The following is a 26,898-nucleotide window of genomic DNA, read 5'->3' on the forward strand; positions in this document are numbered from 1 at the left end:
ACAAGAGGTGCCCATGTTCCAGAGTTTCGAAAGCCATTCCAATCCCGCACAGCATGTGCCGCGACTGGCCGCCCTGCGGGCCGAGCTGGCCGCGCGCGGGCTTGATGGTTTCATTGTTCCGCGCACGGACGCGCATCAAAGCGAATATGTCAGCGCGCATGACGCACGTCTTGGCTGGCTGACCGGCTTTACCGGCAGTGCCGGTTTCGCCATCGTCACGCCCGAAAAGGCGGGCGTCTTCATCGACGGGCGCTACCGCGTGCAGGTCAAGTCCGAGATCGATCTGGCGCATTTCACCCCCGTCCACTGGCCCGAGATCAAGGCGGCGCAATGGCTGCGCGAGGCCCTGCCCGAGGGTGGCCGCATCGGCTATGATCCCTGGTTGCAAAGCCGCCGCGAGATCCGCGAGATCGAAAAGGGGCTGGCTGGCTCGGGCATCGCGCTGCATCCGCTGGAGACGAACCCGCTTGACGCGATCTGGAAGGATCAGCCTGCGCCTCCGGTCGGTGTGGTGCGGCTGTGGCCCGACGACATTGCCGGCGAAACGGCCGCGGCGAAGCGCGAACGGATCAGCGCCCATCTGCGCGAGGTCAAGGCGCAGGCCGCTGTGCTGACCCTGCCCGACTCGATCTCGTGGCTGCTGAACGTCCGTGGCGCGGATGTGCCCAAGAACCCAGTGGTGCTGTCTTTTGCCATCATCGAGGATGACGGGCATGTCGCGATCTTTACCGATCCGGCCAAGTTCCCCTCGGAAATCCGTGCCGCGCTTGGCAATGAGGTGACGGTGCTGCCGCTGGTCTCGCTGACGCCGGCGCTGACCAATATCGGCGGGCCGGTCATCGTCGATCCGGGCAGCGCACCCGATCAGGTCTTCCGCCTGATCGAGAGCATGGGGACCGACATCCTTGAGGCCGCCGATCCGGTGATCCTGCCCAAGGCCTGCAAGAACGACGCCGAGATCGCGGGCATGCGCGCCGCCCATCTGCGCGACGGTGCCGCCGTGGCCGAGCTGCTGTGCTGGCTGGACGGGCGCGCCGCGACGCTGGACAGCGACCCGCTGACCGAGATCGACGTCTGCCGCAAGCTTGAGGCATTGCGGATGCCGCGCGGCATCATCGATATCAGCTTCGACACCATCCTTGGCTCGGGGCCGAATGGCGCGATCAACCACTACCATGTGAGCGAGGACAGCAACCGCCGCATCCTTCCCGGAGAGGTCGTGCTGATCGATTCGGGCGGGCAGTATAATGACGGCACGACCGACATCACCCGCACGCTGCCGATGGGCGATTTCGACCCGGCGATCCGCCGTCCCTATACCCGCGTGCTGCAAGGCATGATCGCGATTTCCCGTGCGCGCTTCCCGCGTGGGCTGGCCGGTGCGCATATCGACGCGCTGGCACGCGCGCCGCTTTGGGCCGAGGGCATGGATTACGACCACGGCACCGGCCATGGCGTCGGTGCGGGCCTGTCCGTGCATGAGGGACCGGTCAGGATCTCTCGCGTGTCGGACATTCCGCTGCGGCCCGGCATGATCCTGTCGAACGAGCCCGGCTATTACCGCGAGGGCGAATACGGCATCCGCATCGAGAACCTGATCGTGGTCGAACCGGCCGAGAGCCCGGACGGGCGCGACATGCTGGGCTTCGAGACGCTGACCTTCTGCCCGATCGACCGGCGGATGATCGACGTGGCACTGATGTCACCCGCCGAGATCGACTGGCTGGACGCCTATCACGCACAGGTGCGCGAGCTGATCGGGCCGCTGGTTGCACCCGAGGTGCTGGGCTGGCTGGAAGCGGCCACCCAGCCCCTGACACGGGCCTGACCGGATCGGGGCCGCCGCGACGGTGGCGGCCCTTGCTGACTGGGTATTTGAGAAACGAAGAAACCGAGAAGGCGCGGCGCGAAAGGGCCGCGCCTTGGTCATTCGGTCCGGGCTTCGCCCTCGGCCTCGAAGCGGTCGGGATGGCGGCGGCGCCAGGACAGCGAGTTCACGAAGGCCACCGCGATGAAGCAGGCCCCCAGCAGCCCGGTGATGAGTTCCGGGATCTGGCGCAGGGTCTGGACGAACATGATGATCGACAGCACGAAGATCGACCAGAAGGCCCCGTGTTCAAGGTAGCGGAACTGGGCCAGCGTGCCCTTTTCGACCAGCATCACCGTCATCGAGCGCACATACATCGCCCCGATCCCCAGACCGATGGCGATCAGGAACAGGTTCTGGGTCAGGGCAAAGGCCCCGATCACCCCGTCGAAGCTGAATGAGGCATCGAGCACTTCAAGATAGAGGAAGGCGCCGAAGCCGCCGCGCGCCATGTCGCCCGTGCCGATCGAGCCGCCACCCCAACGGTCAAGGATATGCCCCAGCGCATCGACCAGCAGATAGGTGATGACGCCCCAGATGGCCGCGATGACGAAGGTATGTTCCTTTTCCGCCGGCAGGAAATGCAGAACCACCATCATCGAGACGAGGACGAGGCCGACCTCCATGCCGCGGATCTCACCGATCTTGCGCAGGCCGGCTTCCACCCCGGCGATCCAGTCCACATCCTTGCTTTGGTCAAAGAAGTAGTTCAGCGCCACCAGCATCAGGAAGGCACCGCCGAAGCCCGCGATGGGCAGATGCGCCTCGTGGATGATGCGGGCATATTCGGCGGGCTGGGTGGCGGCAAGGCGCACCGCCTCGAACGGGTTCAGCCGGGCGGCGATGACCACGACCAGCAGCGGAAAGATCACCCGCATCCCAAAGACCGCTATGATGATGCCCCAAGTCAGGAACCGGCGCTGCCATTTCGGCGTCATCTGCTTGAGCTTGTTGGCGTTGACGATCGCATTGTCGAAGCTGAGCGAGATTTCCAGCACCGCCAGCACCGCCGCGATCAGGAAGAAGGACAGCGTTCCCGTCCCGGTGCCCGAATATTGCCAGCCGATCAATGCAGCAAGCGCCAGTCCGATGGCCGTCACGACGAAGGGCCAGGTCATGTAGCGGATCGTGGATTTCATACGGCGTCCTCGATTGTGGACATGCCCTTGCAGCCATAAGCTTGCCGGCGAAAGCGATCAACCCCGTCCCGTATCTGAGCCCGCGCAGGAAAAACCCCGATGAGCCATGCCCGATTTGCGATCTATCACCTGCCCGACGGCCCCCTGGGCGATCTGGGAAGCGCCTGGCTGGGCTGGGACGCGCGTCAGGGGATGGCACCGCCGCGGCCCGATGTCGTCGAAGTGGCGGGTGATGCCGAGGCGCTGACCTCGGTTCCGATGCGCTATGGATTTCACGCGACGCTGAAGGCTCCGTTCCGCCTGCGCGAAGGCCATGACGTCCAAGATCTGGCCCGGCGCACCGCGCTGGTCTGCGATCAGCTTGCGCCCTTTGCGCTGGAACTGGAGCTGCGCTGCGACTGGGGCTTCGTGATGCTGCGCCCGTGCGTCCAGACCCCCGCCCTGCAGGCGCTGGAGCAGGCGCTGGTCACCCGTCTGGACGATCTGCGCGCGCCCCTTACCCCGGCGGAATATGCCCGCAGGCAGCCCGAGCTGCTGCCGGAACGCGCCCGCGCGCATCTGGACCATTGGGGATATCCCTTTGTTCTGGACCAGTTCAACTACCACCTGACCCTGTCGAACGGCCTGCCCAAACCCGAGGCCGAGGCGCTGCGGGACGCGCTGGCCCCGACCTTTGCGCCGCTGATCGCACAGCCGATGCCGGTGCATTCGGTGGCGCTGCTGGCCGAGGAAGGCGACGGCCGGATGCGCATGATCCGCGAGTTTCCGCTGCGCGGATAGTCGCATGTCACGCGGATTTCACAACCAAAGGGCATGATTTGCAGGACCAACTGGCCGGGACATGCCATGCCGCTTCTGCCTTCTCTACGCCTTGTCGGTGCGACCATCCTGCGCGATGGCGAGTTGCGGCAGCGCTCGGTCGCGATCGCGCGGGGCAGGATCAGCAAGGGTCCGTTGCCGGCGGTCGATCTGGATGGCTACCTGATCCTGCCGGGGATCATCGACCTGCTTCTGCGACCGCAGCCCGTCCGGGCCGAGACCGCCCGCCGCGCCGTCAGCGCGGGCATCACCACCGCATGGCTGACCCCCGGCTGGTCCTGGCAGGCCGGGCATGACGCGCCGTGGCGGGATCAGGCGACACTGCGCGACGCCATCGGGCCGGGACTGCCCGACCTGCATCCGGCGATCAGCATCGAAAGCCACCGCACCGACAGCACCGCGGAACTGATCGAGCTGTGCCGGACCCTGAAGGTGGAGCTGGCCTGGTTCGAAAGCAGCTTTGCCCGATTGCAGGACCTGCGCCAGCACGACGCCCCGACCTATGCGCATGAGGCGCTGCGGCTGGGCATGGACCATGCCGATCTGTCGCGGATGCTGGACGATGCCGCCGGGCGGCGGCGCGAGGTGCCGCGCCACCTGTGCCGGTTGGCAGAAGCCTTTGACGACATGGCCCTGCGCTATGGCAGCGTCGGCGATACCGGCGGCGCCATGCGAGAGACCCATTCCATGATCGGGGCTGGGCTGGCCGCCTGCCCCGCCGCCCATTCCGCCGCCGCCGCCGCCCGCGCCATGGGCGATCCGGTGCTGCTTTCCGCCGCCGATGAGGATCGATTGCGCGACCTGCTGCGCGGGGGCTTGGGCGATGTGATCGTCTCGGACGGCGCACCGGACCGGCTGGTGCCGCTGGCCCTGTCGCTGGCCGGGCCGGATCTGGCCGAGTTGCCGCGCATCTGGGCCATGCTCTCCTCGCGCCCCGCCGAGATCATGCGGCTGGCCGACCGTGGGCGGTTGGATCACGGCTGCCGCGCGGATGTCGCCGTGGTCTCGCGCCGGTCATGCCGGGTCGAGGCGACGATCTGCGCCGGTCGCCTTGCCTATCTCTCGGGCGAGGCGAGGCAACGCTTTGCCGATGCCGGGATCGTGCCGGGCAGCGAAGGCCCGGCCATCGCCGCCGAATAGGCGCTAGGCCCGGACCAGCACCGCCAGATCGGCGACATTGGTGCCGGTCGCCCCGGTGACCACCAGCGCATCACCCGCCAGCAATGCGGGGGTCGAATCGTTGCGGGAAAGCGCCGCAACCGGATCGACACCCGCCGTGCGGACCTTCGCCACCGTATCCGGTCCGACCAGCCCGCCCGCTGCCTCACCCGGCCCGTCGCGCCCGTCGCTGCCGACCGAGGCAAAGGCCCAGTCGAAGGGCACGGGATCGCCCTCGGCCAGCAGGGCAAGGCGCAGGGCCAGTTCCTGATTGCGCCCGCCCATGCCATCACCGACCAGCCGCACCGTGGTTTCACCACCGAATGCCAGCGCCTGACCGGGGGCAAGGTCGCGGGCCAGTGCCCAGATGGCTTGCGCGCAATCCTGCACGTCGCCCTCCAGCGGAAGCGCTGCCGCATCGGCCCCCGCCGTCACCATCGCCGCCACGGAAATCGCATTTGACCCGACGAGGATATTGCGCGCCTGCAGCAACGGGCGCGGATCGTCCGGGCGCGACAGGGCCACCCGCGCAGCCTCCGGCATCCGGTCCCAGATGCCCAGCCGCTTGGCCAGGGCCACCGCATCGGCCCGCGTGCCGACCGGCGCGACCGTCGGACCCGAGGCGATCACCCGCAGGTCATCCCCCGGCACATCCGACAGGATCAGCGCCACCACTGGTGCCGCCGACAGCCGCAGCCAGCCGCCGCCCTTTAGCCGTGACAGGCCCTGACGGATCAGGTTCACCTGCGCAATATCCGCGCCCGAGGCCAGCAGCAGCGCATTGACCGCCTGCTTGTCGGCCAAGGTCATCCCCTCAGCGGGCGCGGGCAGCATGGCCGAGCCGCCACCCGAGATCAGGGCCAGCACCCGCTCATTCGGACCCATTGACTGCAACAGCCGCTCGACCTCATCGGCGGCGGCAGCGCCTTGGGCATCGGGCTGGGGATGGCCTGCCCGCATGACCCGCGCGCCCGGCAGGGCGGCGTCATTGCCCGCATTGGTGACGACCAGCGCATCGCCCCCCGGCAGCGCCTGCAAGGCCGCCTTGGCCATCGCACGCGCCGCCTTACCCAAGGCGATGATCTGCCAGCGCCCGCCCTGCTCCGGCGGATCGGCCAGCACCTCGGCCATGCCGCGGCGCACGGCCTCGGCAGGATCGGCGGCGTTGATCCCCGCTTGGATCAGTGCCATGGCCCGCTCAGCGGGTCGCATCAGCCGACCCGGTCGGGCAAGGGCCGCCCCTCGGCATGGGCGACCAGATTGTTCAGCGCCCGCATGGCCATGGCGGTGCGCACTTCCTCGGCGGCAGTGCCCAGATGCGGCAGCAGGGTCACGTTCTCCATCGCGCAAAGCTCAGGCGAGACCTGCGGTTCGCGCTCATAGACGTCCAGACCCGCGCCCGCGATGCTGCCGCGCTGAAGCGCAGCAACCAGTGCCGCCTCATCGACGACATCGCCGCGCGCGATATTGATCAGGGTCGCGCCCGGCCCCATCAGCGCCAGTTCCCGCGCCCCGATCAGGTGGCGGGTGCCCGCCCCGCCCGGCACGGCGATCACCACGAAATCGCTGCCGCGCAGCAGCTCGTCCAGCCCCTCGACCTGCCGGGCCGGAAAATCCAGCGCCGAGACCAGCGAGCGGTTGTGGAACAGCACCTCCATGCCAAAGCCGAAATGGCAGCGCCGGGCGATGGCCTTGCCGATCCGGCCCATGCCGATGATGCCGACCGTCGCGCCGGTCACGTGGCGGCCCAGCAATTGCGTCGGCTGCCAGCCGCGCCATTCGCCCCGGCGCAGCAGACGTTCCCCCTCGCCCGCGCGCCGCGCGGTCATCAGGATCAGGGTCAGGGCAATATCTGCCGTGGCCTCGGTCACCGCATCGGGGGTGTTCGACACCGCGATCCCGGCATCCGCCGCCGCGGCCACGTCGATATGATTGTAGCCCGCGCCGAAATTCGCGATCAGCTTGCAGCGCAGGCCCGCACCAAAGGCCGAGGCCGCAAAGCGGTCGCCCAGGGTGGGCATCACCGCATCGAAATCGCGCATGGCTTGCCCGGCCTCATCCGGGGTCAGCCCCTGCTCGCGGTCAAGGAACACCACCTCGAAACGCTCGCTTAGCGCACGTTCCGCCGCATCGGTCATGCGGCGCGTCACCAGAAGCCGCATCAATACATCCTTCCCCCGATCGGCACCGGCTTGTCCGGCGTGATCAGGACGACCTCGCCGGTCTCGTCGGGCAGGCCCAGCACCAGCACTTCGGACCGGAACGGCCCGATCTGGCGCGGCGGGAAATTCACCACCGCCAGCACCTGCTTGCCGATCAGAGTCTCGGGGTCGTAATGCCGGGTGATCTGGGCCGAGGATTTGCGCTCGCCGATCTCGGGGCCGAAATCCAGCCACAGCTTGATCGCGGGCTTCTTCGCCTCGGGGAAAGGCTCGGCGCGGATGATCCGCCCGGTGCGGATGTCCACGGCGGCGAAATCATCCCATGCAATCTCGGTGCTTGCTGCCTTGCTCATTTGCCCAACTCCCGTCCCCGCGCCGCAGCCGCCGCGATGGTGCGCCGCATCAAGGGCGGCAGCCCGGTTTCCCCGTCCATCAACTCGCGCAGGCCCGCCGCCGTCGTCCCGCCGGGAGAGGTGACGTTTTCGCGCAATACGGCCGGATCGGCATCCTCGTACACGGCCAAGGCCCCGGCCCCGGCGACAGTCGCCCGCGCCAAGGCCAGCGACAGTTCCGGCGCCAGCCCTTCGGCCACGCCCGCCGCCGTCATCGCCTCGATCATGTGGAACACATAGGCCGGGCCCGAGCCGGACAGCGCCGTCACCGCATCCATCTGATCCTCGGAGTCCAGCCGCACGACGCGACCGACGGCAGACAGCAGCGCCTCGGCCAGACCCATCTCGGCCTCACCTGCGCGGGAATTGCCGATGATCGCGGAAATCCCCTGCGCGATCGCGGCGGGCGTATTGGGCATGGACCGCACGATCGGCGATTGCGGGAAGGCGGCCTCATAGGCGGCAATGGTCACGCCCGCGGCCACCGACAGCACCAGCGTATCCGCCCCGAAACCCGCCAGTTGCGGCAGCACGCCCGCCATCATCTGAGGCTTCACGGCAATGACCAGCACCGCCGGCGACTTCGGCAATTCACCGTTTACTGAAATACCCAGATCCGACAGTTCCGCACGCGGATTGGGATCGACCACATGCACTGCGCTGGCCAGCAGCCCGTTCTTCAGCCAACCGTCCAGAAGCGCACCGCCCATGCGGCCACAACCGATCAGCACCAGCCCGCGGGCGTTCAACGCCGAGATATCCATTGCATTCCCCCTGCTTCGCCGCCCGAACCGGTTTCAGGGGCGGCTCTCAGGCCCGTCCGTAGGCCTCGGACATGGCGATGTCCAGAGCCGCTTCGGGCGTGGCATCGCCCCAGCAGGCCAGCTGGAAGCAGGGATAGAAACGCTCGCAGGATTCGATGGCGTTGCGGATCATCTGGTCGATCTGCTCAGGCGCCGCGATGGCATCACCCGACAGCACCAGACCGTAGCGCCAGACCATCAGCTTCTGCGGCCCCCAGAAGGTGAAGCCGCCATCCCAGACCTGATCATTGGTCAGGTTCAGCACCTCATAAAGCGAGGGCAGCTTGTCCACCGGAGGGTCCATGTCGAAGGTGCAGATCAGGCGCAGCACTTCTTCGCGGGGCGACCAAGCCAGCGTCACCGAATAATTGCGCCACAACCCCTCGACGGACATCGCGATCTGATCTTCGGCGAGCCGGTCGAAATCCCATTCGTGATGGGCGGCGACACATTCGACGATGTCGATCGGGTGGATCTCGTCACTATGGATGAAGTCTACCTGCGCCATCTTCCCCCTGCCTTTCCAGAGTGGCCAATCCCCAGCCTTTGGAGACCGCAACTACACCCGGCGTTTCCCTAAGGTCTGCCTACCAGATATCGTGTTGCCAATCCACGAGGGTGTAAAGCGAAAATTCGGTTACCGCCCCGGTTTTGCTGCATCTGCATCGTCGCGCAAAATCACCGTGCAGATGCAAAAACGGCGCGAGGTTTCCCCCGCGCCGTCCAGAAAATCCAGATGCCCGCCCCCGGTTACAGGATGCGGTTCACATGGCCCATCTTGCGACCGGGCCGGGCCTCACCCTTGCCGTACAGATGCACCTGCGTGCGGGCCTGCGACAGCAGCGCGGGCAGACGGTCCATGTCGTCGCCGATCAGGTTCTCCATCTCGACATCGGCATAGCGCTGACCGTCGCCCAGCGGCAGGCCGACCACGGCGCGGATATGCTGCTCGAACTGGTCGACGGCGCAGCCCGCCTGCGTCCAATGGCCCGAATTATGGACCCGAGGCGCGATTTCGTTGACGATCAACCCCTCGCGCGTGACGAACAGCTCGACCCCCATGACGCCGATATAATCCAGCGCATTGACGATGCGGGCGGCGATCAGCACCGCATCGGTCAGCAGCGATTGCGACAGACCGCAAGGTACGGTCGTGGTGCGCAGGATGCCTTCGCGATGGACGTTCAGGCCGGGGTCAAAGGCCGAGACCTGACCATCCGCGCCGCGTGCGACGATGACGCTGACCTCGGCGGAAAACTCGACAAAGCCTTCCAGAACCGAAGGCGCGCCGGTCCATTCCCGCTGGTCCTGATCCTTGAAGCGGATCTGGCCCTTGCCGTCATAGCCCATGCGCCGGGTCTTCAGGATCGCGGGCACGCCCAGATCCTGCAGCGCGGCGGGCAGGTCGGCTTCGGTTTCCACATTGCGATAGGGCGCGGTGCGCAGCCCGATTCCCGACAGGAAATCCTTTTCCGTCAGCCGGTCCTGCGACACGGCCAGCGTCCGGCGGTTCGGACGGATCGGACGGATCGATTCCAGCAGGTCCAAGGCCGCCGTCGGCACGTTTTCAAACTCATACGTGATGACATCGACCGACTCGGCAAAGGCGCGCAGGGCGGCCTCATCCTCGTAAGGGGCATTGGTCACGGCATGGGCGACATCGGCGGCAGGTGCGGCACCCGGCTCATAGACATGGCAGCGATAGCCCAGACGGCTGGCGGCCACGGACAGCATCCGGCCCAACTGCCCACCGCCAAGAATGCCGATGGTGGAACCCGGTTTCAGCTCAGTCATCCTTCGGCTCCTCGGGGATCGAGGCCGACAGCGCCTCGCGCCACGCATCCAGACGCGCGGCCAGTTCGGGATCGTTGATGGCCAGAATGCCCGCGGCCATCAGCCCGGCATTGGCGGCACCGGCAGCGCCGATGGCCATGGTGGCGACCGGATAGCCCTTGGGCATCTGCAGGATCGAATACAGCGAATCGACGCCCGACAGCGCCTTGGTCTGGACCGGCACGCCGATCACCGGCACGCGGGTCTTTGACGCCATCATGCCGGGCAGATGGGCCGCGCCCCCCGCCCCCGCGATGATGACCTGAAGGCCCCGCGACACGGCGGTCTTGCCATAATCCCACAGCCGGTCCGGCGTGCGGTGGGCGCTGACGATCTTGGTCTCGTAGCCAATCCCCAGCTCATCCAGAATGGTCGCGGCCTCGCGCATGGTGGGCCAGTCGGACTGGCTGCCCATGATGATTCCGACGGGTTTTTCCATAGGCTTGCCCCCTTTCGCGCGCGTTTCCCACGCCCTAATGCGGGCGCGGCCCGGATGCAATCAGACGATGATGTCAGGCGATGATGTCGGGCAGCAGCTCATCTTCCAGCCGGGCGATCCGATCCTTCAGCGACAGCTTCTGCTTTTTCAGCCGCTGGAGCGTCAGCGAATGGGTCAGCACCTGATCCGACAGCGCCGCAATCGCCTCGTCCAGGTCCCTATGCTCGCGCTTCAGCACGGCCAGCCGCGTGCGGGCGATTTCTTCGTGGGACATCTCGTGCTGGGCGTTCATTTCGGGCCTCGGGCTGGACTGCGCCCGTTATAACCCAGCGCAACCGCAGTGTTAATGGGCAAGCGGGCCGCCCTTGCACAGCCGCAACCCGACCCACATATTGAGGCTTGCCGGATCGCCATCCTGGGGTCCGGCCGACAGTCGCTTTGATGCAAAGGGCTTGGGAACATGACCAAGATCAGTCTGGCCGCTCATCCGTTCCTGCTGGGATTCGATCAGCTTGAACGTCTGGCCGAGCGTGCCGCCAAGGGTGCCGAAGGCTATCCGCCCTATAATATCGAACATCAGGGCCCGAACGGCTTTCGTATCACTCTGGCCGTGGCTGGGTTTTCGGACGACGATCTGGCCATCACGCTTGAAGATCGCCAGCTGGTGATTCGCGGACGACAGGCCGAACCCGACGAGGGCCGCGTCTTCCTGCATCGCGGCATCGCCGCCCGTGCCTTCCAGCGCAGCTTCGTGCTGGCCGACGGGGTCGAGGTGATGTCTGCGGGTCTGGAAAACGGCCTTCTGAACATCGACCTGCGCCGCTCGGTTCCCGACAGCATCGTGCAAAGCATTCCGATCAGCCGCAAATGAAAGGGGATCGCCAATGAACGAAAAATTCGATTTCGGCCCGGATAGTTCGGGCAACACCGTCTATATCCGCCGTGTCGAGCTGGCCTCCCTGCCCGACGAGGTGCGCGAACAGGTTGAGGGCGCCGAGGCGCTTTACGCTGTCCATGGCGTCGACGGGGAACGTCTGGCACTGGTCAAGGACCGCAGCATGGCCTTCATGCTGGCCCGCCAGAATGAGTTGGAGCCGGTCAGCGTCCACTGACCCCCCGCCCCAGCAATAGCGCGCCGTCCTTCCGACCGAAGGGCGGCGCGTTTCGCTTTACGGCAGCGAGCGACCGCCTTCCGGGCGGCGCATTTCCAGCAGCGTCATCGGCGTGGTCCCGGCCCGATCCGTCGCCGCCGCAGCCGCAGCGACTTCGGCCGAGGCCGCCTCGGTCGGCGTCGCAGGCGTGGTCGCCTTGCGCTGATAGGTGACGGTCCCGGTCGCCTGCTTGGTCCCGCCGTCGCAGGTCGCGGTAAAGGCCATAAGCCCGTCATCTCCCGGTGCCTCGCTATAGGTCGCGACCTTGCCCCCGTTGCAATTCAGGCCCAGCGACTGCTTGACGGTCTCGGCGTTGAAGCTGGCCGGGTTGTAGACGCCGGTCAGGTTGCCATCGGCGATGTTCACGGTCAGGTGGTCAGGATTTGCGACGGTCTTTTCCTCGGTCGAGGCGCAGCCCGCCAGCAGCGCGATGGCGACAATCCCGCCCAGCGCCGAAATTCTGCGGCAAGAAACAATTCCATCGAAGATCTTGGTCGGCATTTTCATCCCCCAGACGATGACGTTGCTGCGTGACAACGACAGCAGGGGAAAGCGGTTCCCGTGACGTTGACAATTGCGTGAACAAAACAGAGGAAATCCGTTTGCTTCGACCAATTCGCCCGTCCAGACTGCGCAAAGTTGTACCCGGAGGACCCCATGAAAATCAGCGCGCGCAATATCCTTGACGGCACCATCGTCGAGATCACCAAGGGCGCCGTCACCAGCCACATCAAGCTGGATATCGGCGGCAAGACCGTCACCGCCTCGATCACCAACGAATCCGCCGCCGAACTGGGGCTGGAGGTTGGCGGCAAGGCCTCGGCGGTGATCAAGGCCTCGGACGTGATGATCGGGGTGAAGTAAACCTAGCCGGGAAAACCGTAGCGGGCGACCATCGCCTGCACGGCCCGGTCATTGCCATCGCCCACCAGATTGCCGCCACGCAGGTTCTGCGCCTGCGTGCCCGGCCATTCGGTGATGCGGAAGCGCCCGCCGATCTTGGCGGGCTGCGATCCCGCCAGACGGTGCATGAAATACAGCCAGACATCATCGGCCGAGGGCGCGAGCTGCTGAAACAGCGCCGCATTCGTCACATCTGGGTGGAACACACCCGGCGCATAGAGCACGCCCCCAACACCGGTCGGAAAGATCAGCGCGGATGCATCCGGTGCGGCGATATTCCTTTGCCAGTCGCCATAGCTGCGCGGCATGCCGTCCGACCCCAGCATCACCCGATGCGCGCGATGGCAGACGACGCCCGCATCCGCATGAGCGACCAGCTTTTCCAGCCAGTCGGCGGGATAATAGACATCGTCATCGGCGGTGACGATATAGGCCCCCGGTGCCTCCAGCAGCGCAGGCACGATCTTCTTGTAGCTGCGCCAGTTCGGGCAAATCTGCCATTCGACGCCCGAGGCACGGATTTCCGGGGTCAGGCGGTGCTGATCGCCCTCATCAAGCCACAGGATCACCCGGTCGGGGCGCACCGTCTGGCGCATCAGCGATTGCAGCACCAGATGCAGGCTGGCGAAACGCGCATGATAGCTGGTCAGGCTGACCACCAGCTCCGCCCCCAGCCCATGCGGGCGTGGCGTGATCTGGCGGGCGGCGATCTCGGCCTCGGCGGCACGAATGCGGCGGGATTGCTTCCAGCGCCGGAACGCGTCGGCGATCATCCCTGCCAGGCCTTGCGCAGCCAGTCGATCTTGCCGATGCGGCGGTACCATTTATGGCCGCGCCCGGCAAAGACGTCCTCCATCTTGGGCGCGCCCGCGAACAGCACGATCTTGGCCCCTTCGGGCAGGGTCGGATCGCTGAAATAGCTTAGCACGTTCCACGGCACGCAATCGTTCTTGAAGCTGACGCACCAGCCGCGGGGCCAGTAATGCAGGTTCTCCTGCTCGGCCAGTTGCGCGGATTGGAACTGTTGGCTGATCTCATAATTGCTGGTCGCGGCCTTGGGATCGTCCAGATAGGTATCCAGAATATAGCGATGCGCCCCGACTTCGTAGCGGAAGACCGAGGAATTGCCGACCGAGTTCAGGAAGCGGTCGCGTTCGGGGTTGATCTTGCGCAGCGGCTTCGAGCGGAACAGGTCGTCGTCGCGGATGATGAAAAACTCGCCCGGCAGGTCGAAGAAGGGCTGCAGGTCATCGACAACCACCAGATCCAGATCCAGAAACAGCGCCGTCATCCCGGTGAAGCCGCCCAGATCATGGCGGAACAGCGCGAGCTTCCTCCAGCGGGTATCGCCATGCCCCGGCGGCAGGCCCAGTTCGGGCAAGGCCAGCGCCTCGACCCCCGGATCGATGCCTTTGGCGTCGTCGGTGAAGCAGATGAAGCGATGCGGTCGGGCCAGATGACGCTTCACCTGCCGGTACAGGCGGTTCACATCCTCGGCGCCATAGATCGTGCCCCATTTCATGGTCAGGATCAGGACGGGTTCGGTCATCTGCACACCTTTGGCTCTTTCCCCCGCGATAGGCGAAGCCCGTGCCCCGGTCAACGTCGGCACCCTAATCAGCCCCGATCAGCCCCATCTGTTCCAGCTTCAGCAGCACCTGCTGGGCGGCGTAATCGACATCATAGCCTTCGGTCTGGATGCGCAATTCCGGGGCTTCGGGCACTTCGTAAGGGTCCGAGATCCCGGTGAATTCCGCGATCTTGCCCGCCCGCGCCAAGGCATACAGCCCCTTGCGGTCCCGCCTTTCGCATTCCTCGACCGAGGTCGCCACATGCACCTCGATAAAGGCTCCGTGATCCTCGATCATGTCGCGCACGGCGCGGCGGGTGGCGGCATAGGGCGCGATCGGGGCGCAGATGGCGATGCCACCATTCTTGGTGATCTCGGACGCGACATAGCCGATGCGCTTGATGTTGATGTCGCGATGTTCCTTGGAAAAGCCCAGCTCGCTCGACAGGTGCTTGCGCACCACATCACCGTCCAGCAGCGTGACCGGCCGCCCGCCCAGTTCCATCAGCTTGACCAGCAGCGCATTGGCGATGGTCGACTTTCCCGACCCCGACAGCCCGGTGAAGAACACCGTAAAGCCCTGCCGCGAGCGGGCCGGAGAGGTGCGGCGCAGCTGTTCGACCACCTCGGGAAAGCTGAACCATTCGGGAATGTCCAACCCCTCGCGCAGGCGGCGGCGCAACTCGGTGCCGGAAATGGTCAACACCGTCTCAGCCGCCGAGACCTCGGATTCGGGATGATACTGGGCGCGTTCCTGCACATAGACCATGTGCTGGAAATCGACCATCTCGACGCCGATCTCATCCTGATGCTGGCGGAACAATTCCTGCGCCGCATAGGGGCCATAGAAATCCTGCCCCTTGCTGTTCTTGCCCGGCCCGGCATGGTCGCGTCCGACGATCATGTGCGTCAGCCCGTGATTGCGCCGGATGATGCCGTGCCAGACCGCCTCGCGCGGGCCGGCCATGCGCATGGCAAGGTTCAGCAGGCTCAGATGCGTGGTGGCATGGGGGTATTTGTCCAGCACCGCCTCATAGCAGCGGACGCGGGTGAAATGGTCGACATCGCCGGGCTTGGTCATGCCGACCACCGGATGGATCAGCAGGTTCGCCTGCGCCTCTCGCGCGGCGCGGAAGGTCAGTTCCTGATGGGCGCGGTGCAGCGGGTTGCGGGTCTGAAAGGCGACGATGCGCCGCCAGCCCATCTTGCGGAAATGCGCCCGCAATTCATTGGGGGAATCGCGCCTGCCACGGAAATCGTAATGCATCGGCGGCTGGATGCCCTTGATCGGGCCGCCCAGATAGACCGGCCCCGCGACATGATGCAGGTAATGGACCGAAGGATGCGCCTGATCATCCGCGCCATAGACCTGCACCGCCTCGCGCGATTTGTCGGGGCTGAACTTGTCGGTGACCGACATGATGGCAAGGACGACACCCTCGGCATCGCGCAGCGCGATATCCTGCCCCGGCTCGACACCATCGGCAAAGTCGTGGCTGACATCCAGCGTGATCGGCATCGGCCACAGATAGCCCGCCGACAGCCGCATATCGTCCAGCACGCCGTCGTAATCGGCCTGCGTCATGAAGCCCCGCAGCGGAAAGAAGCCGCCGTTCATCAGCAGCTCCAGATCGCAGGCCTGCCGGGGCGTCAGATCCCATGAGGGCATGCGCCCGGCATCGGATTTCAGCGTCTCGGCGGCTTCCGGGCTGACGTAAAGCTCGCGGATCGGGGCGTGGTTGGGCTGGGTCATCGGCACTCTCGGCTGGGTCACCGGGGCAATCTTGGCCATCCGCCGCCGTCCCGCAATCGCCGGAAGGTCGGAAATCGCGCCAGCTTGCGAAAAAGGGCTGCCCCTGCGGACAGCCCCTCATCAGGTCAGGCCGGGATTTCGGCCACGTCCGGGTTCGGCGCGCCGGCCATGTGATGCTCGGCCAGATATTTCTCGGCATCCAGTGCCGCCATGCAGCCCATGCCCGCGCTGGTCACCGCCTGACGGTAGACATGGTCGGTCAGGTCGCCCGCCGCAAAGACGCCGGGGATCGAGGTGCGGGTGGTGCCCGGCTCGACCTTCACATAGCCGCCGTGATGCAATTCCAGCTGGTCCTTGACCAGTTCCGAGGCCGGGGCATGCCCGATCGCCACAAAGACGCCATCCGCGCCGATGACCTGCTCGGCCCCGGTCTTGACGTTGCGGACGCGCACGCCGGTCACGCCCAGCGGCGCTTCGGTGCCCTGCACCTCGGCCAGTTCGTGATCCCACAGCACTTCGACCTTGGGATGCTTGAACAGGCGGTCCTGCAGGATCTTTTCGGCGCGCAGGCTGTCGCGGCGGTGGACCAAGGTCACCTTGCTGGCGAAATTGGTCAGGAACAGGGCCTCCTCGACGGCGGTATTGCCGCCACCCAACACCACGACCTCGCGGTTGCGATAAAAGAACCCGTCACATGTCGCGCAGGCGGAAACGCCAAAGCCCTTGAACTTCTCTTCCGATTCCAGCCCCAGCCAGCGGGCCTGTGCGCCGGTCGCCAGAATCACGGCATCGGCGGTGATCTGCGCCCCCGAATCCAGATGGGCGACGAAAGGCCGCACCTGCAGGTCCAGCTTGGTCACGGTGTCGATGAAGATCGCCGCCCCCATGGCGCGGGCATGGGCTTCCATGTTCAGCATCAGCTCGGGGCCCTGAATCTCGGTCGCGCCCGGCCAGTTCTCGACTTCGGTGGTGATGGTCAGCTGGCCGCCCGGCTGCATGCCCTGGATCAGCACCGGATTGAGCATCGCGCGCGAGGCATAGACGGCGGCGGTATACCCGGCAGGGCCCGAGCCGACGATCAGGATACGGGTGTGCTTGGGCAGGGTTTCGGGGGCAGAAACTGCGGCGTCATGGGACATGGCAACTGGACCTTTCGCTTTTCCCGCCCTAGGTAGTCACCCCCGCCGCGCGATGCAATCCGCCGCAGGGGCCCGCCCGCGGGCGGAAAGAATATTGCGCAGCCCAGCCCGGCAAGATAGCTTCCGGCAAGATTTTCGGGCGATGAAAGGCCCAAGAGGAAAAGAATGAGCGCCGCCCGACTGGACGAGATCGACCGGAAAATCCTTGCCGAGCTTCAAGCCGATGGCCGCATGACCAATGTGGAACTGGCCCGGCGCGTCGGCATCTCTGCGCCGCCCTGCCTGCGCCGGGTCCGCGCGCTTGAGGAAGCCGGCTTCATCCGTGGCTATCACGCCGACATCAACCCGTCGGAACTGGGCTTCGACGTGCATGTCTTTGCGCTGGTCCGCCTTGTCAGCCAGTCCGAGCGCGACCTTGCCGCCTTTGAGGCGCTGGCCCGCGAATTGCCGCTGGTCCGCGAATGCCACATGCTGAACGGCGAGATCGACTTCATCCTGAAATGCGTCTCGCCGGATCTGCCGACCTTCCAGCGCTTCCTGACCGAAAGCCTGACCTCGGCCCCCAATGTCGCCTCGGTCAAAACCAGCCTTGTGATCCGCTGCGCCAAGGACGAACCCGGCGTCCCCTTCGAGATCGTCGAACTGCGTGCCGCCGCGGGCTAATCCGCGCCTGCCGCCTCGCGGAATGTGAAATCCTCGGTCGCTTCGCGGCGCGCATTCAGCGCCGCCAGCAGGCCCTGTTTCACCTCGGCCCGGTTCTCGTCGATCATCTTGCGCAGGTCGGCCTCGAATTCATCGCGGTTGAAATACTCGTCGATATTGACGATGGCCGCATCGGTTCCGAACCAGATCACCGCCGCCGCCCCCGCACCGCACAGCACGCTGGCAATCGGCCCGCCGGGCGAACAGATCGCGGCACCACTGGCCGCGCCGCCGCCCACGCCCGTCGCCTTGACCGCGCCCTTGGCGGCGGCCTTACCGGCAATTTTCGTGGCCATCTTCTTGGCCATCAGCGCGGCAGCCGCCTTGACCGCAGGCTGCGCCGTCAGGGTGATCGCCACCGCGACGGGGGCGGTCACCGCGATGCGGGACACCGCATCCTGCTGGATATGCTGCGTCATCTCGCCCAAGGCGACCTTCGCGCCTGATGCGGCCAGTTCGTCGCTGATCTGCCCCTCCAGATGGTCGCGGAAGGTCGCGACAAAGCCCTGATCCAGATCGGCGGCGACATGCTCCAGCCCGGCGCCAAGCTGGGGAAACAGCCGCGTCTCCATCCCCTCGCTCATCTGGCCAAGGGCTGCGGCGCCCAGTTCGCTGTATTCGCCCAGCACGCTGTAATGGAAATCGGCATAGGCCGGGATGCCCGCATAGACCGGCGCAAAGGCAGCCTCCAGCAGCCCGTCCAGCCGCGAGGCCTGCGCGGCATAGGCGGCCTCTCCGGCGGCGTGGATCATCTGACCCAGCCGGGTTTCCGGGATCTCATGCGTCACCGGCGCGGGCGGAGGCAGGATGCGGGCAACAATCGGATGGTCGCGCATCATGGCCATCACCGACAGCCCGATGACCAGCGCCGCCATCAGCAAAATCGCCACCCAGAAGCTGCGGATGAACAGCCCGCCCCGCTTCATGTCGCGCCATCCTGCCGGGTGAAGTCCAGCACCGCGACGAAGGACCGCGCCGTGACAAAGGCGACCAGCGCCGCATCAAGGCTGAAGACCAGCCCGACCCATGCCGCGCCGCGATACTGCGCCGCCAGCCATAGTTTCGCCGTATCCAGCGCGGCGAAACCGCCCAGCGCCTCATCCAGCCATGTGCCCCGCGCCGGCAATTGCGCGATGGCGGCAGAGACCGCCTCGGGCAGGCCCATGCCGGTAATGCCATGCGGAACCGGGATCACCGCCCAGTTCAGCCAGACCAGAGGAATCAGCCCGATTATCGCCGCCGCGCCGCTGCCGATGCGCTGACCCATCACCCGCGCATAAGGCGCGGTCAGTGACCGGCGCAGTCCCCGCTCGGCCATGATCGCCAGCAGCCCGGACAACACGCATAGCGCCAGCAGCAACCCCAGCACCAGGCCTTGGCTGCGCAAACCCGCCCAGGCCAACACCGGCAGTCCGATCACCACCCCGGCCGTTGCGCCAAGCGCAGCCCCCAGCCGTCCGGTCAGCCAGAAACCCAGCCGCGATTCCGGCCGGATCGCCACTGCAAGTTCGGCCCGTCTGCGCCCCAAAAGCGGGCGATAAAACCCCAGCCAGATCGCCGCGCCCAAGGGGACCAGCGCCAGCGCGGCCCAGTCCGTCAAAGGATAGGCCAGCCGCCACAGCGCCAGTGGCACGGCCATGACCAGCAGCGCCCGGACCAGCCACAGCGCCATCCGCGTCATACGCCCCGCGTACAGGCCGCGTACGCCCTGCGCATGCATGTCACAGGGCAAATGTCAGCAAAATCAAACCGATACTGGCCGCGATGCGCGACCAGCGCAGGCCGCCATTGCGTCACAGCGCAATGACCGAGATCAGCCGCCCGTAATCGGCCTCATGCTGATGGGTGCTGCGCCGATAGGAATAGAAGCGCCCCGGATCGGCATAGGTGCAATGGCGGGTCCATTCGGCCTCGACCCCGGCCTCGCGCAGCCGCATCAGCCCGAATCCCGGCAGGTCGAACATCGGGCGGCCATTCGGCCCCTCGACGAAGAAACGATGATGATCATGGTCTTCGGCCAGAACCTCATCCATGAATTCCTGCCCGACCTCGTAATTGGCCTGACTGATGCAGGGGCCGATGACGGCGCGGATGCGGGTCGCGCCCAGATCGGCCATCGCGCCCACCGTCGCCTCGATCACGCCCGAAAGCGCGCCGCGCCATCCGGCATGAACCGCGCCGATGACGCCGGCCTGCGCATCCGCCAGCAGGATCGGCTGGCAATCGGCGGTCAGTACCGCCAAGGCCGTGCCCGGCTGATCGGTGACGATCCCATCCGCACGGATCTTGGTAAAATCAGCCGGTTGATCGCCACTGCGCAGCACAGCCACATCCGGCGAATGGACCTGATGCACCGTGGTCAGCCGGTTCAGGGGCACGCCCATCGCCTCGGCGACGCGACCGCGGTTGATCGTGACGATTTCGCCCTGATCGCTGGAGCCGTAGCCGCAGTTCAGCCCCGAGAACAGCCCCGAGGACGCGCCGCCTTTGCGGGTGAAAAAGCCATGCCGCACGGGTTCGAGCAGCGGATGAGTCAGGATCTCAAGCGTCGTGTGCATAAGGCTCCAAGGGTTCGAAACCGGGCGGCACCGGGGCGCGGGACGCCCAGAACGCCAGAACTTTGAACAGGTGACCCATTTCCTCGGGCGCGGTCAAGCGATGAAGCGCGGCCCCTGCGCCGGCATCCCCCGCTTGCGCCAGCCGCTCGGCGCGGGCGGCAATCCCCAGCCGCGCCAGCCATTCGCCCTGCGTGACCATGCGCGAGGCCTGCGCCCCCGCCGCAGTCGCGGCCATCGCCAAAGGTTGGAAATCGACATGGGCGGTCAGGTCGGCCTCGCCCGGATTTTCCAAGGGATCCTCGGGCTTATGGGCACGCAAGGCCTGAAAAGTGTCGCCATGCCCGGCCCAGTTCCCGTAGTCGATCATGATCGCGCAGCCGCCATGCTCGGCAATCCGCCGCGCCACTTCCTGCGCCGCCGGAATGGCCGCCGGGCAACTCTCGCGGATCTGGCCCAAGGGTGCATCCGGTCCCGGCACCGCCGGACCCAGTGCCAAGGCCAGCCGTCCCTGTTCGTCCATCGTCACCATCCGCTTGGCCCAGCCATCCGCCACGCGCTGGAACTGGTTGATCGGCAAGGCGTCGAAGAACTCGTTCGCGACCAGAAACAGCGGCTGCCGCGGCAGTTGCGCGGCGCTGTCCAGATGGGCGATGTCGCCCAGCTTATCGCGCTGGACCCGACGCAGATGGGCGGATGCCTCGATCAGCGTAACCTGCGCCGCATCCAGCATACCCGGCACAACACGGATGGTGCGCAGGATATCGGCCATCAGCGTGCCCCGGCCCGGCCCGATCTCGGCCAACGTAAAGGGCGTGGGGCCGCCCTGATCCAGCCAGGCCTGCGCCAAGGCCAACCCGATCATCTCTCCGAACATCTGGCTGATTTCGGGCGCGGTGGTGAAGTCGCCCTGCGCGCCAAAGGGATCGCGGGTCGCGTAATAGCCATGTTCAGGATGCAGCAGGCAAAGCTGCATGTATTCATCCAGAGGCATCGGCCCCGACAGCCGGATCTGCGCCGCGATCAGGCGGCCCAGCGGCGTCATGCGACTTGTGCGACCGCCGGTCGCATCCGCGCGCGCAGGAAGAACGCCAAGCCGATCAGGATCATCGGCAGCGACAACACCTGTCCCATGCTCAGACCCCAGACCGGCCCGCCGATGACATGGCCCAGCGGATTGTCGGGCGTGATGAACTGTGCATCGGCCTGACGGAAGAACTCGACCACAAAGCGCGACAGCCCGTAGCCCATCACAAAGACGCCCAGCACCAGCCCCGGACGCCGCAGCGCACCGCGACGGACCAGCGCGAACAGGACCAGCGCCAGCACCACGCCCTCAAGTGCCGCCTCATAAAGCTGGCTGGGATGGCGGGCGCATAGCCCGGTCACACCGAAGCAGGCCTGCGCGGCTTCGCCCGGAAAGATCACGCCCCAGGGCAAATCGGTCGGACGGCCCCATAGCTCGGCATTGATGAAATTCGCGATCCGCCCCAGCCCCAGACCGATCGGGGTGGCCAGCGCCAGCGCATCGGCCAGCCGCAGCGGGACAATGGCGTGCTTGCGGCAATAAAGCCAGGCGGCCAGCACCACGCCCAGAAAGCCGCCATGGAAGGACATGCCGCCATTCCACAGTTGCAGGATCTGGCCCGGATTGGACAGGTAATAGCCCGGCTCATAGAACAGGATGAATCCCAGCCGCCCGCCAAGGACGACGCCCAGCACCACCCAGGTCAGCAATTCCTCGGCCTGTTCGGGACGCATTGGCGCACGGTCGCCCCATAGCGCGGGACGCCGCATCAGCCAGACCAGGATGCGCCAGCCAAGGATCAGCCCGACCAGATAGGCCAGTGCGTACCAGCGCAGCGAAAAGGCCATGCCGAACAGGTGGATGGTAAAAATCTCGGGCGTAATGTCGGGAAAGGGGATCATGGGCTCCTCGGCATCCGGGCGCAGGCTAGCCGCGCGGGTGGGGGTGTCAACATGCGCCGCCCGATTGAACCGCGGCCCTGCCGGGGCCATATAGGGCGCAACCGGATTACGAAAGGCCCGCCATGACCGCCAATAACCGTTTCTTTGACGATCTCTCGAAATTGATGACCAATGCCATGGGCGTGGCCCACGGTGCCAAGGACGAGGCCCAGACCGCCTTCAACAGCTGGATCGACCGCTGGCTGGCCGATCGCGATTTCGTCACCCGCGAGGAATTCGAGGCCGTGCGCGAAATGGCGATCAAGGCCCGCGCCGAGAATGCCGCCCTGCAAGCCCGTCTGGACGCGCTGGAGGGCAAGGGCGTTCAGGGTGCGGCCACGGGCGCCGACGCCTGATCCTTCAGCTGGCCCTGCTTGTCGTAAAGCAGGACCTCTCCCGCTTCCGTCACCACCACGATCCAGTCGCGGGCAAAGGTGACGGCGGCGGGTTTCGCCCCCTCGGGCAATGCGATCTGGTCTGGCAGTTCAGGCAGCGGTGCCTCGGACAGGCGCAGCCACAGCAGACCCACGATCGCCAGAACCCCGATTCCCATCACTGCGGCCAATGAGGTCACAAGGATTCGCAGCCAGCGCAGCATCGGCAGCATTTCCTCGGCCCCCGGTTCCGCCCTATCATCCCGTGCCATGCCCGATATCCTCATCCACGTCCCCGAGGGACTTTCCGACCGGCTAGATAAAGCCCTTGCCAGCCTCGCGCCAGAGGAGGCCGCGTTGTCGCGCTCTCGTCTGTCGAAACTGATTGCCGAAGGCGCGGTCAACGGCCCGCTGGGCCCCGTCACCGACGGCAAGGCCAAATCCGAGCCGGGCGAATACCGCGTCACCGTCGGCGAGCCCGAACCGCTGGAAGCCCAGCCCGAGGCGATTCCCCTGACCATCGCCTATGAGGATGACGACCTGATCGTGGTCGACAAGCCCGCCGGCATGGTCGTCCACCCCGCTCCCGGCGCACCGAATGGCACGCTAGTCAACGCGCTGCTGGCGCATTGCGCCGACAGCCTGTCGGGCATCGGCGGCGCGGCGCGTCCCGGCATCGTCCATCGCATCGACAAGGAGACCTCGGGTCTGCTGGTCGTGGCCAAGACCGACCGCGCGCATCAGGGGCTGGCCGCGCAATTCGCCGATCACTCGGCGCATCGCCGTTACCTTGCCATCGCGCATGGCATGATCGACCCGGCCGACGCCCGGCTGCGCGGGTTGAAGGGGCTGGTCTTTGAGCCCGGAGGCGTGCTGCGCATCACCACCATGCTGGGCCGCCATCCCAGCGACCGCCAGCGTCAGGCCGTCAGTTTCGACCGTGGCCGCCATGCGGTGACGCGGGCGCGGCTGCTGGAAGCCTTTGGCACGCCCCCCTCGGTCATGCTGGTCGAGTGTCGGCTTGAGACCGGCCGCACCCATCAAATCCGCGTGCATATGGCCCATGCCGGGCTGGGGCTGGTCGGGGACCCGGTCTATGGTGGGGCGCGCAAGCCCTCGACCAAGGCGCTGGGGGCGGATGCGGTGGCGGCATTGGCCGCCTTCCCGCGCCAGGCCCTGCATGCCGCCGAACTGGGCTTCGTCCACCCGGTCACCGGCGAGACGCTGGCCTTCTCCAGCCCATTGCCGCCAGACATGGCCGCGCTGCTGGACATGCTGCGAAACGGGACTGCGCAAGGCTCTTCCCCGAGGGAACCCGGCGCGTCATGATAGCGTTCACACAGACCCGCCCGCGTGCGGGACAAGGGAATTTCAAATGGCCAATTACGAGAACCTTCCAGCTCCCAGCCCCGAACAGGGCCTGAACCGCTACCTGCAGGAAATCCGCAAGTTTCCCCTGCTGGAGCCGGAGGAGGAATACATGCTGGCCAAGGCCTGGGTGGATCATGAGGACCCTCAGGCCGCGAAACGGCTGGTGACCAGCCACCTGCGTCTGGCCGCCAAGATCGCCATGGGCTATCGCGGCTATGGCCTGCCGCAAGCCGAAGTGATTTCCGAGGCCAATGTGGGCCTGATGCAGGCGGTCAAGCGTTTCGACCCGGAAAAGGGCTTCCGCCTTGCCACCTATGCGATGTGGTGGATCCGCGCCTCGATCCAGGAATATATCCTGCGGTCCTGGTCGCTGGTCAAAATGGGCACGACCAGCGCCCAGAAAAAACTGTTCTTCAACCTGCGCAAGGCCAAGTCCAAACTGGGTGCGCTGGAGGAAGGCGACCTGCGCCCGGAAAACGTCACCAAGATCGCGACCGACCTGAACGTGTCGGAACAGGAAGTCATCGACATGAACCGCCGGTTGTCGGGGGGCGATGCCTCGCTGAATGCGACGGTCGGGGCGGGCGATGGCGAATCCACCGCGCAATGGCAGGACTGGCTCGAGGACGACACGGCCAATCAGGCCGAGGCCTTTGCCGAAGCCGATGAGCTTTCGGCGCGGCGCGAGCTGCTGATCTCGGCCATGGATGTGCTGAACGACCGCGAGAAAGACATCCTGATGGAGCGCCGTCTGCGCGACAACCCGATGACGCTCGAGGACCTGTCGACCCGCTACGACGTCTCGCGTGAGCGCATCCGCCAGATCGAGGTCCGCGCCTTCGAGAAGCTGCAGAACCGCATCCGCGATCTGGCCCGCGAACGCGGCATCCCAGTACCGGGGAACGCCTGATCCCATCGAGACTCAGGAGTTGCCCTGCCCTGCCGCGCTGTCCAAGCCCTGCCCTGCCCGAACCGGGCGGGGCCGTCACCCGTGCCGCGATATTATCCGCAAGACCGGTAACGCATCCCCGTCAGCAGGACATTTCATGAGGGTTGGGCGGTTCGACGAACCTGCGCTGGCCATAGGGGGACACCCCGCCCCACGCCAAATCGCGGATCGCAGACCCTGTGATGCCGCGAACAGCCGGGAACTGGCATCTGGCTTTGTTTCGATCCACCCCCTCGAGTTTCGTTCAGAATCATCGAATGACGTGGGGCGTCGTTGCATCGGAGCGGTAGAGCGTGGCCCTTCGCGCCGCTTGACGCTCCCGAACGGTAAACCGTTGGTGGCCGAATACAGTTCGGAACACCCAGGGCTGGCATCGTTGCCGAATCGGTGGGTCGCGGCGGATAGGGAATCGCGGCCTTTATCTCGATCCAGCCAGCAATCGATCCGTAAGATTGGCCGTGTCATTCGGGTCAGAGGAAGGGCCGTCATTTCTCGTACCTCGCCCCGACACCTTCCCGCGTTAAGCAATCGAACTGGCGGGGATTTCCGCAAGCCACATCCGACCGGTTCACCCGATCTGATCAACGTGTGGTGCGGACAAACCCTTCGTGTCAGAGGCAGCACTGCTACCCTCTCCCGCCCGGTGCTTTCAGGCATCGCCAAAGCCTCTCGCCCATCAGAACCCGATCGCACCCGCACCCTGCCGGGGCATCAGACACGCAATCGCCGCGTGGCTTTGATGCGGATCGCAAGCCTGCCCCCGATAGCCCATGTTGACCGCCGCAACGGCTTGCCTATGCTCGGCATCATGCAGCGGAGTTCCGTGACGCAGGCATGACGGCGCTAGACAAATATCAAAGGCTTGAAGCCGCAGGACGCTGGCGCGGGTCGGCCGAAGCCGAGTTGCGCGACGTGATCGTCTCGTTCGGCGACGCGACCATCGTGCTGACCGATCTTCGCACCGAAATTCCCCTGTCGCACTGGTCCCTGCCTGCGGTCATGCGGCTCAATCCGGGCAAGATTCCGGCGCAATATGCCCCCGGCCCCGACGATGCCGAAATGGTCGAGGTCGACGATGAGCTGATGATCGCCGCCATCGAAAAAGTGCATGACGTGATCGAGGCGAACCGGCCTCATCGCGGCAGGTTGCGCGGCTGGATGGTGCTGCTGGGCCTGCTGATCGCGGCGGGGGCCGGGGCGGCCTGGGGGCCATCCGCGCTGCTGCGCCATGCCGCTGATATCGCGCCCCCAGCCCAGCGCGCCGAGATCGGGCGGCTGGTGCTGGCCGATCTTGAAAAGACCGCTGGAACCGCGTGTTCCCGTCCGGCAGGCGACATGGTGCGCCACAAGCTGGCGGCCCGCCTGCTTGGCCCCGAGGCCGATATCGTCGTCCTGCCCACTGCCCAGCAGGGCGCGCGACGGCTGCCGGGTCCGATTACGGTAATCGGCACCGATCTGATCGGCGAAGGCGCGACGCCCGAAATCCTTGCCGGTCATCTTCTGGCCGCACAGGCCCGCGCGGCCGAAAGCGACCCGATGCTGGAGGCGTTGCGCCAAGTCGGCCCGCGCGGCACCGTGCAATTGCTGACCAATGGCTCCCTGCCGCCCGCGGCGCTTTCTGGCTATGCCGAAAAGCTTCTGGCAGGGCCACCACCCCGCCCCGAGGACGAGCCGCTATTGGGGTTCTTTGCCCGTGCCGGCGTCTCAAGCGAGCCCTATGCCCGCGCGCTGGACCCGACCGGAGAGGCCGTACTGGGCCTGATCGAGGCCGACCCGTTCCGCACCGCTACACCCAAACCGGTGTTGGGCGAGCGCGACTGGGCGGCGCTGCGCCAGATCTGCGACCAGTAG

The 26,898-nt window shown here is 66.0% G+C and carries 31 protein-coding genes; 11 read left to right on the forward strand and 20 right to left on the reverse strand.

Translation table 11 applies throughout. The features are described 5' to 3' along the window. Positions 1–13: 13 nt before the first annotated feature. On the forward strand, positions 14–1,828 hold the full coding sequence (locus IB235_RS02765) for an aminopeptidase P family protein (RefSeq protein ID WP_192335404.1): 1,815 nt from the start codon (positions 14–16) through the stop codon (positions 1,826–1,828). 98 nt (positions 1,829–1,926) lie between these two features. Here the strand turns inward: IB235_RS02765 and IB235_RS02770 are convergent, their stop codons facing one another. Beyond that, positions 1,927–3,006, reverse strand: a complete 1,080-nt coding sequence (locus IB235_RS02770; protein WP_155038080.1) for a DUF475 domain-containing protein — start codon at positions 3,004–3,006, stop codon at positions 1,927–1,929. A gap of 99 nt (positions 3,007–3,105) precedes the next feature. Between IB235_RS02770 and IB235_RS02775 the strand changes: the two genes are divergently transcribed. Then, a complete protein-coding gene (locus IB235_RS02775; protein WP_192335406.1) occupies positions 3,106–3,786 on the forward strand; it encodes a DUF1045 domain-containing protein in 681 nt (226 codons plus the stop codon). Positions 3,787–3,852: 66 nt separating this feature from the next. Beyond that, complete coding sequence (locus tag IB235_RS02780) at positions 3,853–4,965, forward strand: alkylphosphonate utilization protein (RefSeq protein WP_192335408.1); 1,113 nt, start codon at positions 3,853–3,855, stop codon at positions 4,963–4,965. A 3-nt stretch (positions 4,966–4,968) separates the two neighbouring features. On the opposite strand, the gene IB235_RS02785 is transcribed toward IB235_RS02780, so the two are convergent. The 8 genes from IB235_RS02785 to IB235_RS02820 form a co-directional block, all read right to left on the reverse strand. After that, a complete protein-coding gene (locus IB235_RS02785) occupies positions 4,969–6,174 on the reverse strand; it encodes a glycerate kinase (protein ID WP_370576815.1) in 1,206 nt (401 codons plus the stop codon). A gap of 20 nt (positions 6,175–6,194) precedes the next feature. Beyond that, positions 6,195–7,145: a D-glycerate dehydrogenase gene (locus IB235_RS02790; protein ID WP_192335412.1), complete on the reverse strand. Its 951-nt coding sequence runs from the start codon at positions 7,143–7,145 to the stop codon at positions 6,195–6,197. After that, positions 7,145–7,498 carry a tRNA-binding protein gene (locus tag IB235_RS02795; RefSeq protein ID WP_155038085.1) on the reverse strand — a complete coding sequence of 118 codons (354 nt, stop codon included), beginning with the start codon at positions 7,496–7,498 and terminating at the stop codon, positions 7,145–7,147. The genes IB235_RS02790 and IB235_RS02795 overlap by 1 nt, the downstream gene beginning before the upstream one ends. Next, a complete protein-coding gene (gene proC, locus IB235_RS02800) occupies positions 7,495–8,301 on the reverse strand; it encodes a pyrroline-5-carboxylate reductase (RefSeq protein ID WP_192335414.1) in 807 nt (268 codons plus the stop codon). The genes IB235_RS02795 and proC overlap by 4 nt, the downstream gene beginning before the upstream one ends. A gap of 46 nt (positions 8,302–8,347) precedes the next feature. Further along, the gene (locus IB235_RS02805) at positions 8,348–8,848 is read right to left on the reverse strand and encodes a YbjN domain-containing protein (protein WP_155038087.1); all 501 of its coding nucleotides are present in this window, start codon (positions 8,846–8,848) and stop codon (positions 8,348–8,350) included. A 242-nt stretch (positions 8,849–9,090) separates the two neighbouring features. After that, on the reverse strand, positions 9,091–10,134 hold the full coding sequence (locus IB235_RS02810) for a 5-(carboxyamino)imidazole ribonucleotide synthase (protein ID WP_192335416.1): 1,044 nt from the start codon (positions 10,132–10,134) through the stop codon (positions 9,091–9,093). Continuing rightward, on the reverse strand, positions 10,127–10,612 hold the full coding sequence (gene purE / locus IB235_RS02815) for a 5-(carboxyamino)imidazole ribonucleotide mutase (protein WP_155038089.1): 486 nt from the start codon (positions 10,610–10,612) through the stop codon (positions 10,127–10,129). Before purE ends, IB235_RS02810 begins: the two co-directional genes overlap by 8 nt. 73 nt (positions 10,613–10,685) lie before the next feature. Beyond that, complete coding sequence (locus tag IB235_RS02820) at positions 10,686–10,904, reverse strand: YdcH family protein (RefSeq protein ID WP_155038090.1); 219 nt, start codon at positions 10,902–10,904, stop codon at positions 10,686–10,688. A 168-nt stretch (positions 10,905–11,072) separates the two neighbouring features. On the opposite strand from IB235_RS02820, the gene IB235_RS02825 reads away from it, so the two are divergent. Beyond that, positions 11,073–11,483: an Hsp20 family protein gene (locus IB235_RS02825; RefSeq protein WP_155038091.1), complete on the forward strand. Its 411-nt coding sequence runs from the start codon at positions 11,073–11,075 to the stop codon at positions 11,481–11,483. Positions 11,484–11,496: 13 nt separating this feature from the next. Continuing rightward, positions 11,497–11,724: a DUF1150 family protein gene (locus IB235_RS02830; protein WP_192335419.1), complete on the forward strand. Its 228-nt coding sequence runs from the start codon at positions 11,497–11,499 to the stop codon at positions 11,722–11,724. Positions 11,725–11,781: 57 nt separating this feature from the next. Here the strand turns inward: IB235_RS02830 and IB235_RS02835 are convergent, their stop codons facing one another. Next, the gene (locus tag IB235_RS02835; RefSeq protein WP_192335421.1) at positions 11,782–12,264 is read right to left on the reverse strand and encodes a hypothetical protein; all 483 of its coding nucleotides are present in this window, start codon (positions 12,262–12,264) and stop codon (positions 11,782–11,784) included. Between the two features lie 156 nt (positions 12,265–12,420). Between IB235_RS02835 and IB235_RS02840 the strand changes: the two genes are divergently transcribed. Then, the gene (locus IB235_RS02840) at positions 12,421–12,627 is read left to right on the forward strand and encodes a molybdopterin-binding protein (protein WP_155038094.1); all 207 of its coding nucleotides are present in this window, start codon (positions 12,421–12,423) and stop codon (positions 12,625–12,627) included. A 2-nt stretch (positions 12,628–12,629) separates the two neighbouring features. Here IB235_RS02840 and IB235_RS02845 read toward each other — a convergent pair whose 3' ends face one another. The 4 genes from IB235_RS02845 to trxB form a co-directional block, all read right to left on the reverse strand. Further along, positions 12,630–13,439, reverse strand: a complete 810-nt coding sequence (locus IB235_RS02845; RefSeq protein WP_192335423.1) for a glycosyltransferase family 2 protein — start codon at positions 13,437–13,439, stop codon at positions 12,630–12,632. Continuing rightward, a complete protein-coding gene (locus tag IB235_RS02850; protein ID WP_192335425.1) occupies positions 13,436–14,215 on the reverse strand; it encodes a hypothetical protein in 780 nt (259 codons plus the stop codon). The genes IB235_RS02845 and IB235_RS02850 overlap by 4 nt, the downstream gene beginning before the upstream one ends. A gap of 64 nt (positions 14,216–14,279) precedes the next feature. Then, entirely contained in the window at positions 14,280–15,989 is a 1,710-nt protein-coding gene (locus IB235_RS02855; RefSeq protein WP_192335911.1) for a bifunctional sulfate adenylyltransferase/adenylylsulfate kinase, read from the reverse strand. Positions 15,990–16,114: 125 nt separating this feature from the next. Next, positions 16,115–17,128 carry a thioredoxin-disulfide reductase gene (trxB, locus tag IB235_RS02860; RefSeq protein WP_155038097.1) on the reverse strand — a complete coding sequence of 338 codons (1,014 nt, stop codon included), beginning with the start codon at positions 17,126–17,128 and terminating at the stop codon, positions 16,115–16,117. A 165-nt stretch (positions 17,129–17,293) separates the two neighbouring features. Between trxB and IB235_RS02865 the strand changes: the two genes are divergently transcribed. Further along, positions 17,294–17,791: an Lrp/AsnC family transcriptional regulator gene (locus tag IB235_RS02865; RefSeq protein WP_155038098.1), complete on the forward strand. Its 498-nt coding sequence runs from the start codon at positions 17,294–17,296 to the stop codon at positions 17,789–17,791. Here IB235_RS02865 and IB235_RS02870 read toward each other — a convergent pair. The 5 genes from IB235_RS02870 to lgt form a co-directional block, all read right to left on the reverse strand. Continuing rightward, positions 17,788–18,756, reverse strand: a complete 969-nt coding sequence (locus IB235_RS02870; protein WP_192335427.1) for a hypothetical protein — start codon at positions 18,754–18,756, stop codon at positions 17,788–17,790. The two genes, IB235_RS02865 and IB235_RS02870, sit on opposite strands and share 4 nt — an antisense overlap. After that, positions 18,753–19,511: a hypothetical protein gene (locus IB235_RS02875; RefSeq protein ID WP_192335429.1), complete on the reverse strand. Its 759-nt coding sequence runs from the start codon at positions 19,509–19,511 to the stop codon at positions 18,753–18,755. The genes IB235_RS02870 and IB235_RS02875 overlap by 4 nt, the downstream gene beginning before the upstream one ends. Before the next feature lie 112 nt (positions 19,512–19,623). Next, a complete protein-coding gene (pgeF, locus tag IB235_RS02880; protein ID WP_192335431.1) occupies positions 19,624–20,388 on the reverse strand; it encodes a peptidoglycan editing factor PgeF in 765 nt (254 codons plus the stop codon). Further along, positions 20,372–21,430 carry a class I SAM-dependent methyltransferase gene (locus IB235_RS02885; protein WP_192335433.1) on the reverse strand — a complete coding sequence of 353 codons (1,059 nt, stop codon included), beginning with the start codon at positions 21,428–21,430 and terminating at the stop codon, positions 20,372–20,374. The genes pgeF and IB235_RS02885 overlap by 17 nt, the downstream gene beginning before the upstream one ends. Beyond that, positions 21,427–22,314, reverse strand: coding sequence for a prolipoprotein diacylglyceryl transferase (gene lgt, locus IB235_RS02890; RefSeq protein ID WP_155038103.1), 888 nt, complete (start codon positions 22,312–22,314; stop codon positions 21,427–21,429). Before lgt ends, IB235_RS02885 begins: the two co-directional genes overlap by 4 nt. A gap of 122 nt (positions 22,315–22,436) precedes the next feature. Here lgt and IB235_RS02895 point away from each other — a divergent pair, with 122 nt between their 5' ends. Beyond that, positions 22,437–22,709: an accessory factor UbiK family protein gene (locus IB235_RS02895; protein WP_155038104.1), complete on the forward strand. Its 273-nt coding sequence runs from the start codon at positions 22,437–22,439 to the stop codon at positions 22,707–22,709. Here the strand turns inward: IB235_RS02895 and IB235_RS02900 are convergent. Further along, the gene (locus IB235_RS02900) at positions 22,679–22,999 is read right to left on the reverse strand and encodes a DUF6476 family protein (protein ID WP_225612025.1); all 321 of its coding nucleotides are present in this window, start codon (positions 22,997–22,999) and stop codon (positions 22,679–22,681) included. The two genes, IB235_RS02895 and IB235_RS02900, sit on opposite strands and share 31 nt — an antisense overlap. On the opposite strand from IB235_RS02900, the gene IB235_RS02905 reads away from it, so the two are divergent. From IB235_RS02905 to IB235_RS02915, 3 genes are all read left to right on the forward strand, one after another. Beyond that, a complete protein-coding gene (locus tag IB235_RS02905) occupies positions 22,998–24,056 on the forward strand; it encodes an RluA family pseudouridine synthase (RefSeq protein ID WP_192335435.1) in 1,059 nt (352 codons plus the stop codon). The genes IB235_RS02900 and IB235_RS02905 overlap by 2 nt on opposite strands. 46 nt (positions 24,057–24,102) lie before the next feature. Beyond that, positions 24,103–25,008, forward strand: coding sequence for an RNA polymerase sigma factor RpoH (gene rpoH, locus IB235_RS02910; RefSeq protein WP_155038106.1), 906 nt, complete (start codon positions 24,103–24,105; stop codon positions 25,006–25,008). Between the two features lie 873 nt (positions 25,009–25,881). After that, positions 25,882–26,898 (forward strand): hypothetical protein, encoded by a 1,017-nt coding sequence (locus IB235_RS02915; protein ID WP_155038107.1) that lies wholly within the window; start codon positions 25,882–25,884, stop codon positions 26,896–26,898.

The organism is Paracoccus sp. PAR01 (genome assembly GCF_014851995.1).
Classification (GTDB): domain Bacteria; phylum Pseudomonadota; class Alphaproteobacteria; order Rhodobacterales; family Rhodobacteraceae; genus Paracoccus; species Paracoccus litorisediminis.

Bases quoted from the DNA above. Each gene is read 5' to 3' on its own strand.
- IB235_RS02765 (WP_192335404.1), top strand. From the start codon at position 14: ATGTTCCAGAGTTTCGAAAGCCATTCCAATCCCGCACAGCATGTGCCG.
- IB235_RS02770 (WP_155038080.1), bottom strand. From the start codon at position 3,006: ATGAAATCCACGATCCGCTACATGACCTGGCCCTTCGTCGTGACGGCC.
- IB235_RS02775 (WP_192335406.1), top strand. From the start codon at position 3,106: ATGAGCCATGCCCGATTTGCGATCTATCACCTGCCCGACGGCCCCCTG.
- IB235_RS02780 (WP_192335408.1), top strand. From the start codon at position 3,853: ATGCCGCTTCTGCCTTCTCTACGCCTTGTCGGTGCGACCATCCTGCGC.
- IB235_RS02785 (WP_370576815.1), bottom strand. From the start codon at position 6,174: ATGGCACTGATCCAAGCGGGGATCAACGCCGCCGATCCTGCCGAGGCC.
- IB235_RS02790 (WP_192335412.1), bottom strand. From the start codon at position 7,145: ATGCGGCTTCTGGTGACGCGCCGCATGACCGATGCGGCGGAACGTGCG.
- IB235_RS02795 (WP_155038085.1), bottom strand. From the start codon at position 7,498: ATGAGCAAGGCAGCAAGCACCGAGATTGCATGGGATGATTTCGCCGCC.
- proC (WP_192335414.1), bottom strand. From the start codon at position 8,301: ATGGATATCTCGGCGTTGAACGCCCGCGGGCTGGTGCTGATCGGTTGT.
- IB235_RS02805 (WP_155038087.1), bottom strand. From the start codon at position 8,848: ATGGCGCAGGTAGACTTCATCCATAGTGACGAGATCCACCCGATCGAC.
- IB235_RS02810 (WP_192335416.1), bottom strand. From the start codon at position 10,134: ATGACTGAGCTGAAACCGGGTTCCACCATCGGCATTCTTGGCGGTGGG.
- purE (WP_155038089.1), bottom strand. From the start codon at position 10,612: ATGGAAAAACCCGTCGGAATCATCATGGGCAGCCAGTCCGACTGGCCC.
- IB235_RS02820 (WP_155038090.1), bottom strand. From the start codon at position 10,904: ATGAACGCCCAGCACGAGATGTCCCACGAAGAAATCGCCCGCACGCGG.
- IB235_RS02825 (WP_155038091.1), top strand. From the start codon at position 11,073: ATGACCAAGATCAGTCTGGCCGCTCATCCGTTCCTGCTGGGATTCGAT.
- IB235_RS02830 (WP_192335419.1), top strand. From the start codon at position 11,497: ATGAACGAAAAATTCGATTTCGGCCCGGATAGTTCGGGCAACACCGTC.
- IB235_RS02835 (WP_192335421.1), bottom strand. From the start codon at position 12,264: ATGCCGACCAAGATCTTCGATGGAATTGTTTCTTGCCGCAGAATTTCG.
- IB235_RS02840 (WP_155038094.1), top strand. From the start codon at position 12,421: ATGAAAATCAGCGCGCGCAATATCCTTGACGGCACCATCGTCGAGATC.
- IB235_RS02845 (WP_192335423.1), bottom strand. From the start codon at position 13,439: ATGATCGCCGACGCGTTCCGGCGCTGGAAGCAATCCCGCCGCATTCGT.
- IB235_RS02850 (WP_192335425.1), bottom strand. From the start codon at position 14,215: ATGACCGAACCCGTCCTGATCCTGACCATGAAATGGGGCACGATCTAT.
- IB235_RS02855 (WP_192335911.1), bottom strand. From the start codon at position 15,989: ATGACCCAGCCCAACCACGCCCCGATCCGCGAGCTTTACGTCAGCCCG.
- trxB (WP_155038097.1), bottom strand. From the start codon at position 17,128: ATGTCCCATGACGCCGCAGTTTCTGCCCCCGAAACCCTGCCCAAGCAC.
- IB235_RS02865 (WP_155038098.1), top strand. From the start codon at position 17,294: ATGAGCGCCGCCCGACTGGACGAGATCGACCGGAAAATCCTTGCCGAG.
- IB235_RS02870 (WP_192335427.1), bottom strand. From the start codon at position 18,756: ATGAAGCGGGGCGGGCTGTTCATCCGCAGCTTCTGGGTGGCGATTTTG.
- IB235_RS02875 (WP_192335429.1), bottom strand. From the start codon at position 19,511: ATGACGCGGATGGCGCTGTGGCTGGTCCGGGCGCTGCTGGTCATGGCC.
- pgeF (WP_192335431.1), bottom strand. From the start codon at position 20,388: ATGCACACGACGCTTGAGATCCTGACTCATCCGCTGCTCGAACCCGTG.
- IB235_RS02885 (WP_192335433.1), bottom strand. From the start codon at position 21,430: ATGACGCCGCTGGGCCGCCTGATCGCGGCGCAGATCCGGCTGTCGGGG.
- lgt (WP_155038103.1), bottom strand. From the start codon at position 22,314: ATGATCCCCTTTCCCGACATTACGCCCGAGATTTTTACCATCCACCTG.
- IB235_RS02895 (WP_155038104.1), top strand. From the start codon at position 22,437: ATGACCGCCAATAACCGTTTCTTTGACGATCTCTCGAAATTGATGACC.
- IB235_RS02905 (WP_192335435.1), top strand. From the start codon at position 22,998: ATGCCCGATATCCTCATCCACGTCCCCGAGGGACTTTCCGACCGGCTA.
- IB235_RS02900 (WP_225612025.1), bottom strand. From the start codon at position 22,999: ATGGCACGGGATGATAGGGCGGAACCGGGGGCCGAGGAAATGCTGCCG.
- rpoH (WP_155038106.1), top strand. From the start codon at position 24,103: ATGGCCAATTACGAGAACCTTCCAGCTCCCAGCCCCGAACAGGGCCTG.
- IB235_RS02915 (WP_155038107.1), top strand. From the start codon at position 25,882: ATGACGGCGCTAGACAAATATCAAAGGCTTGAAGCCGCAGGACGCTGG.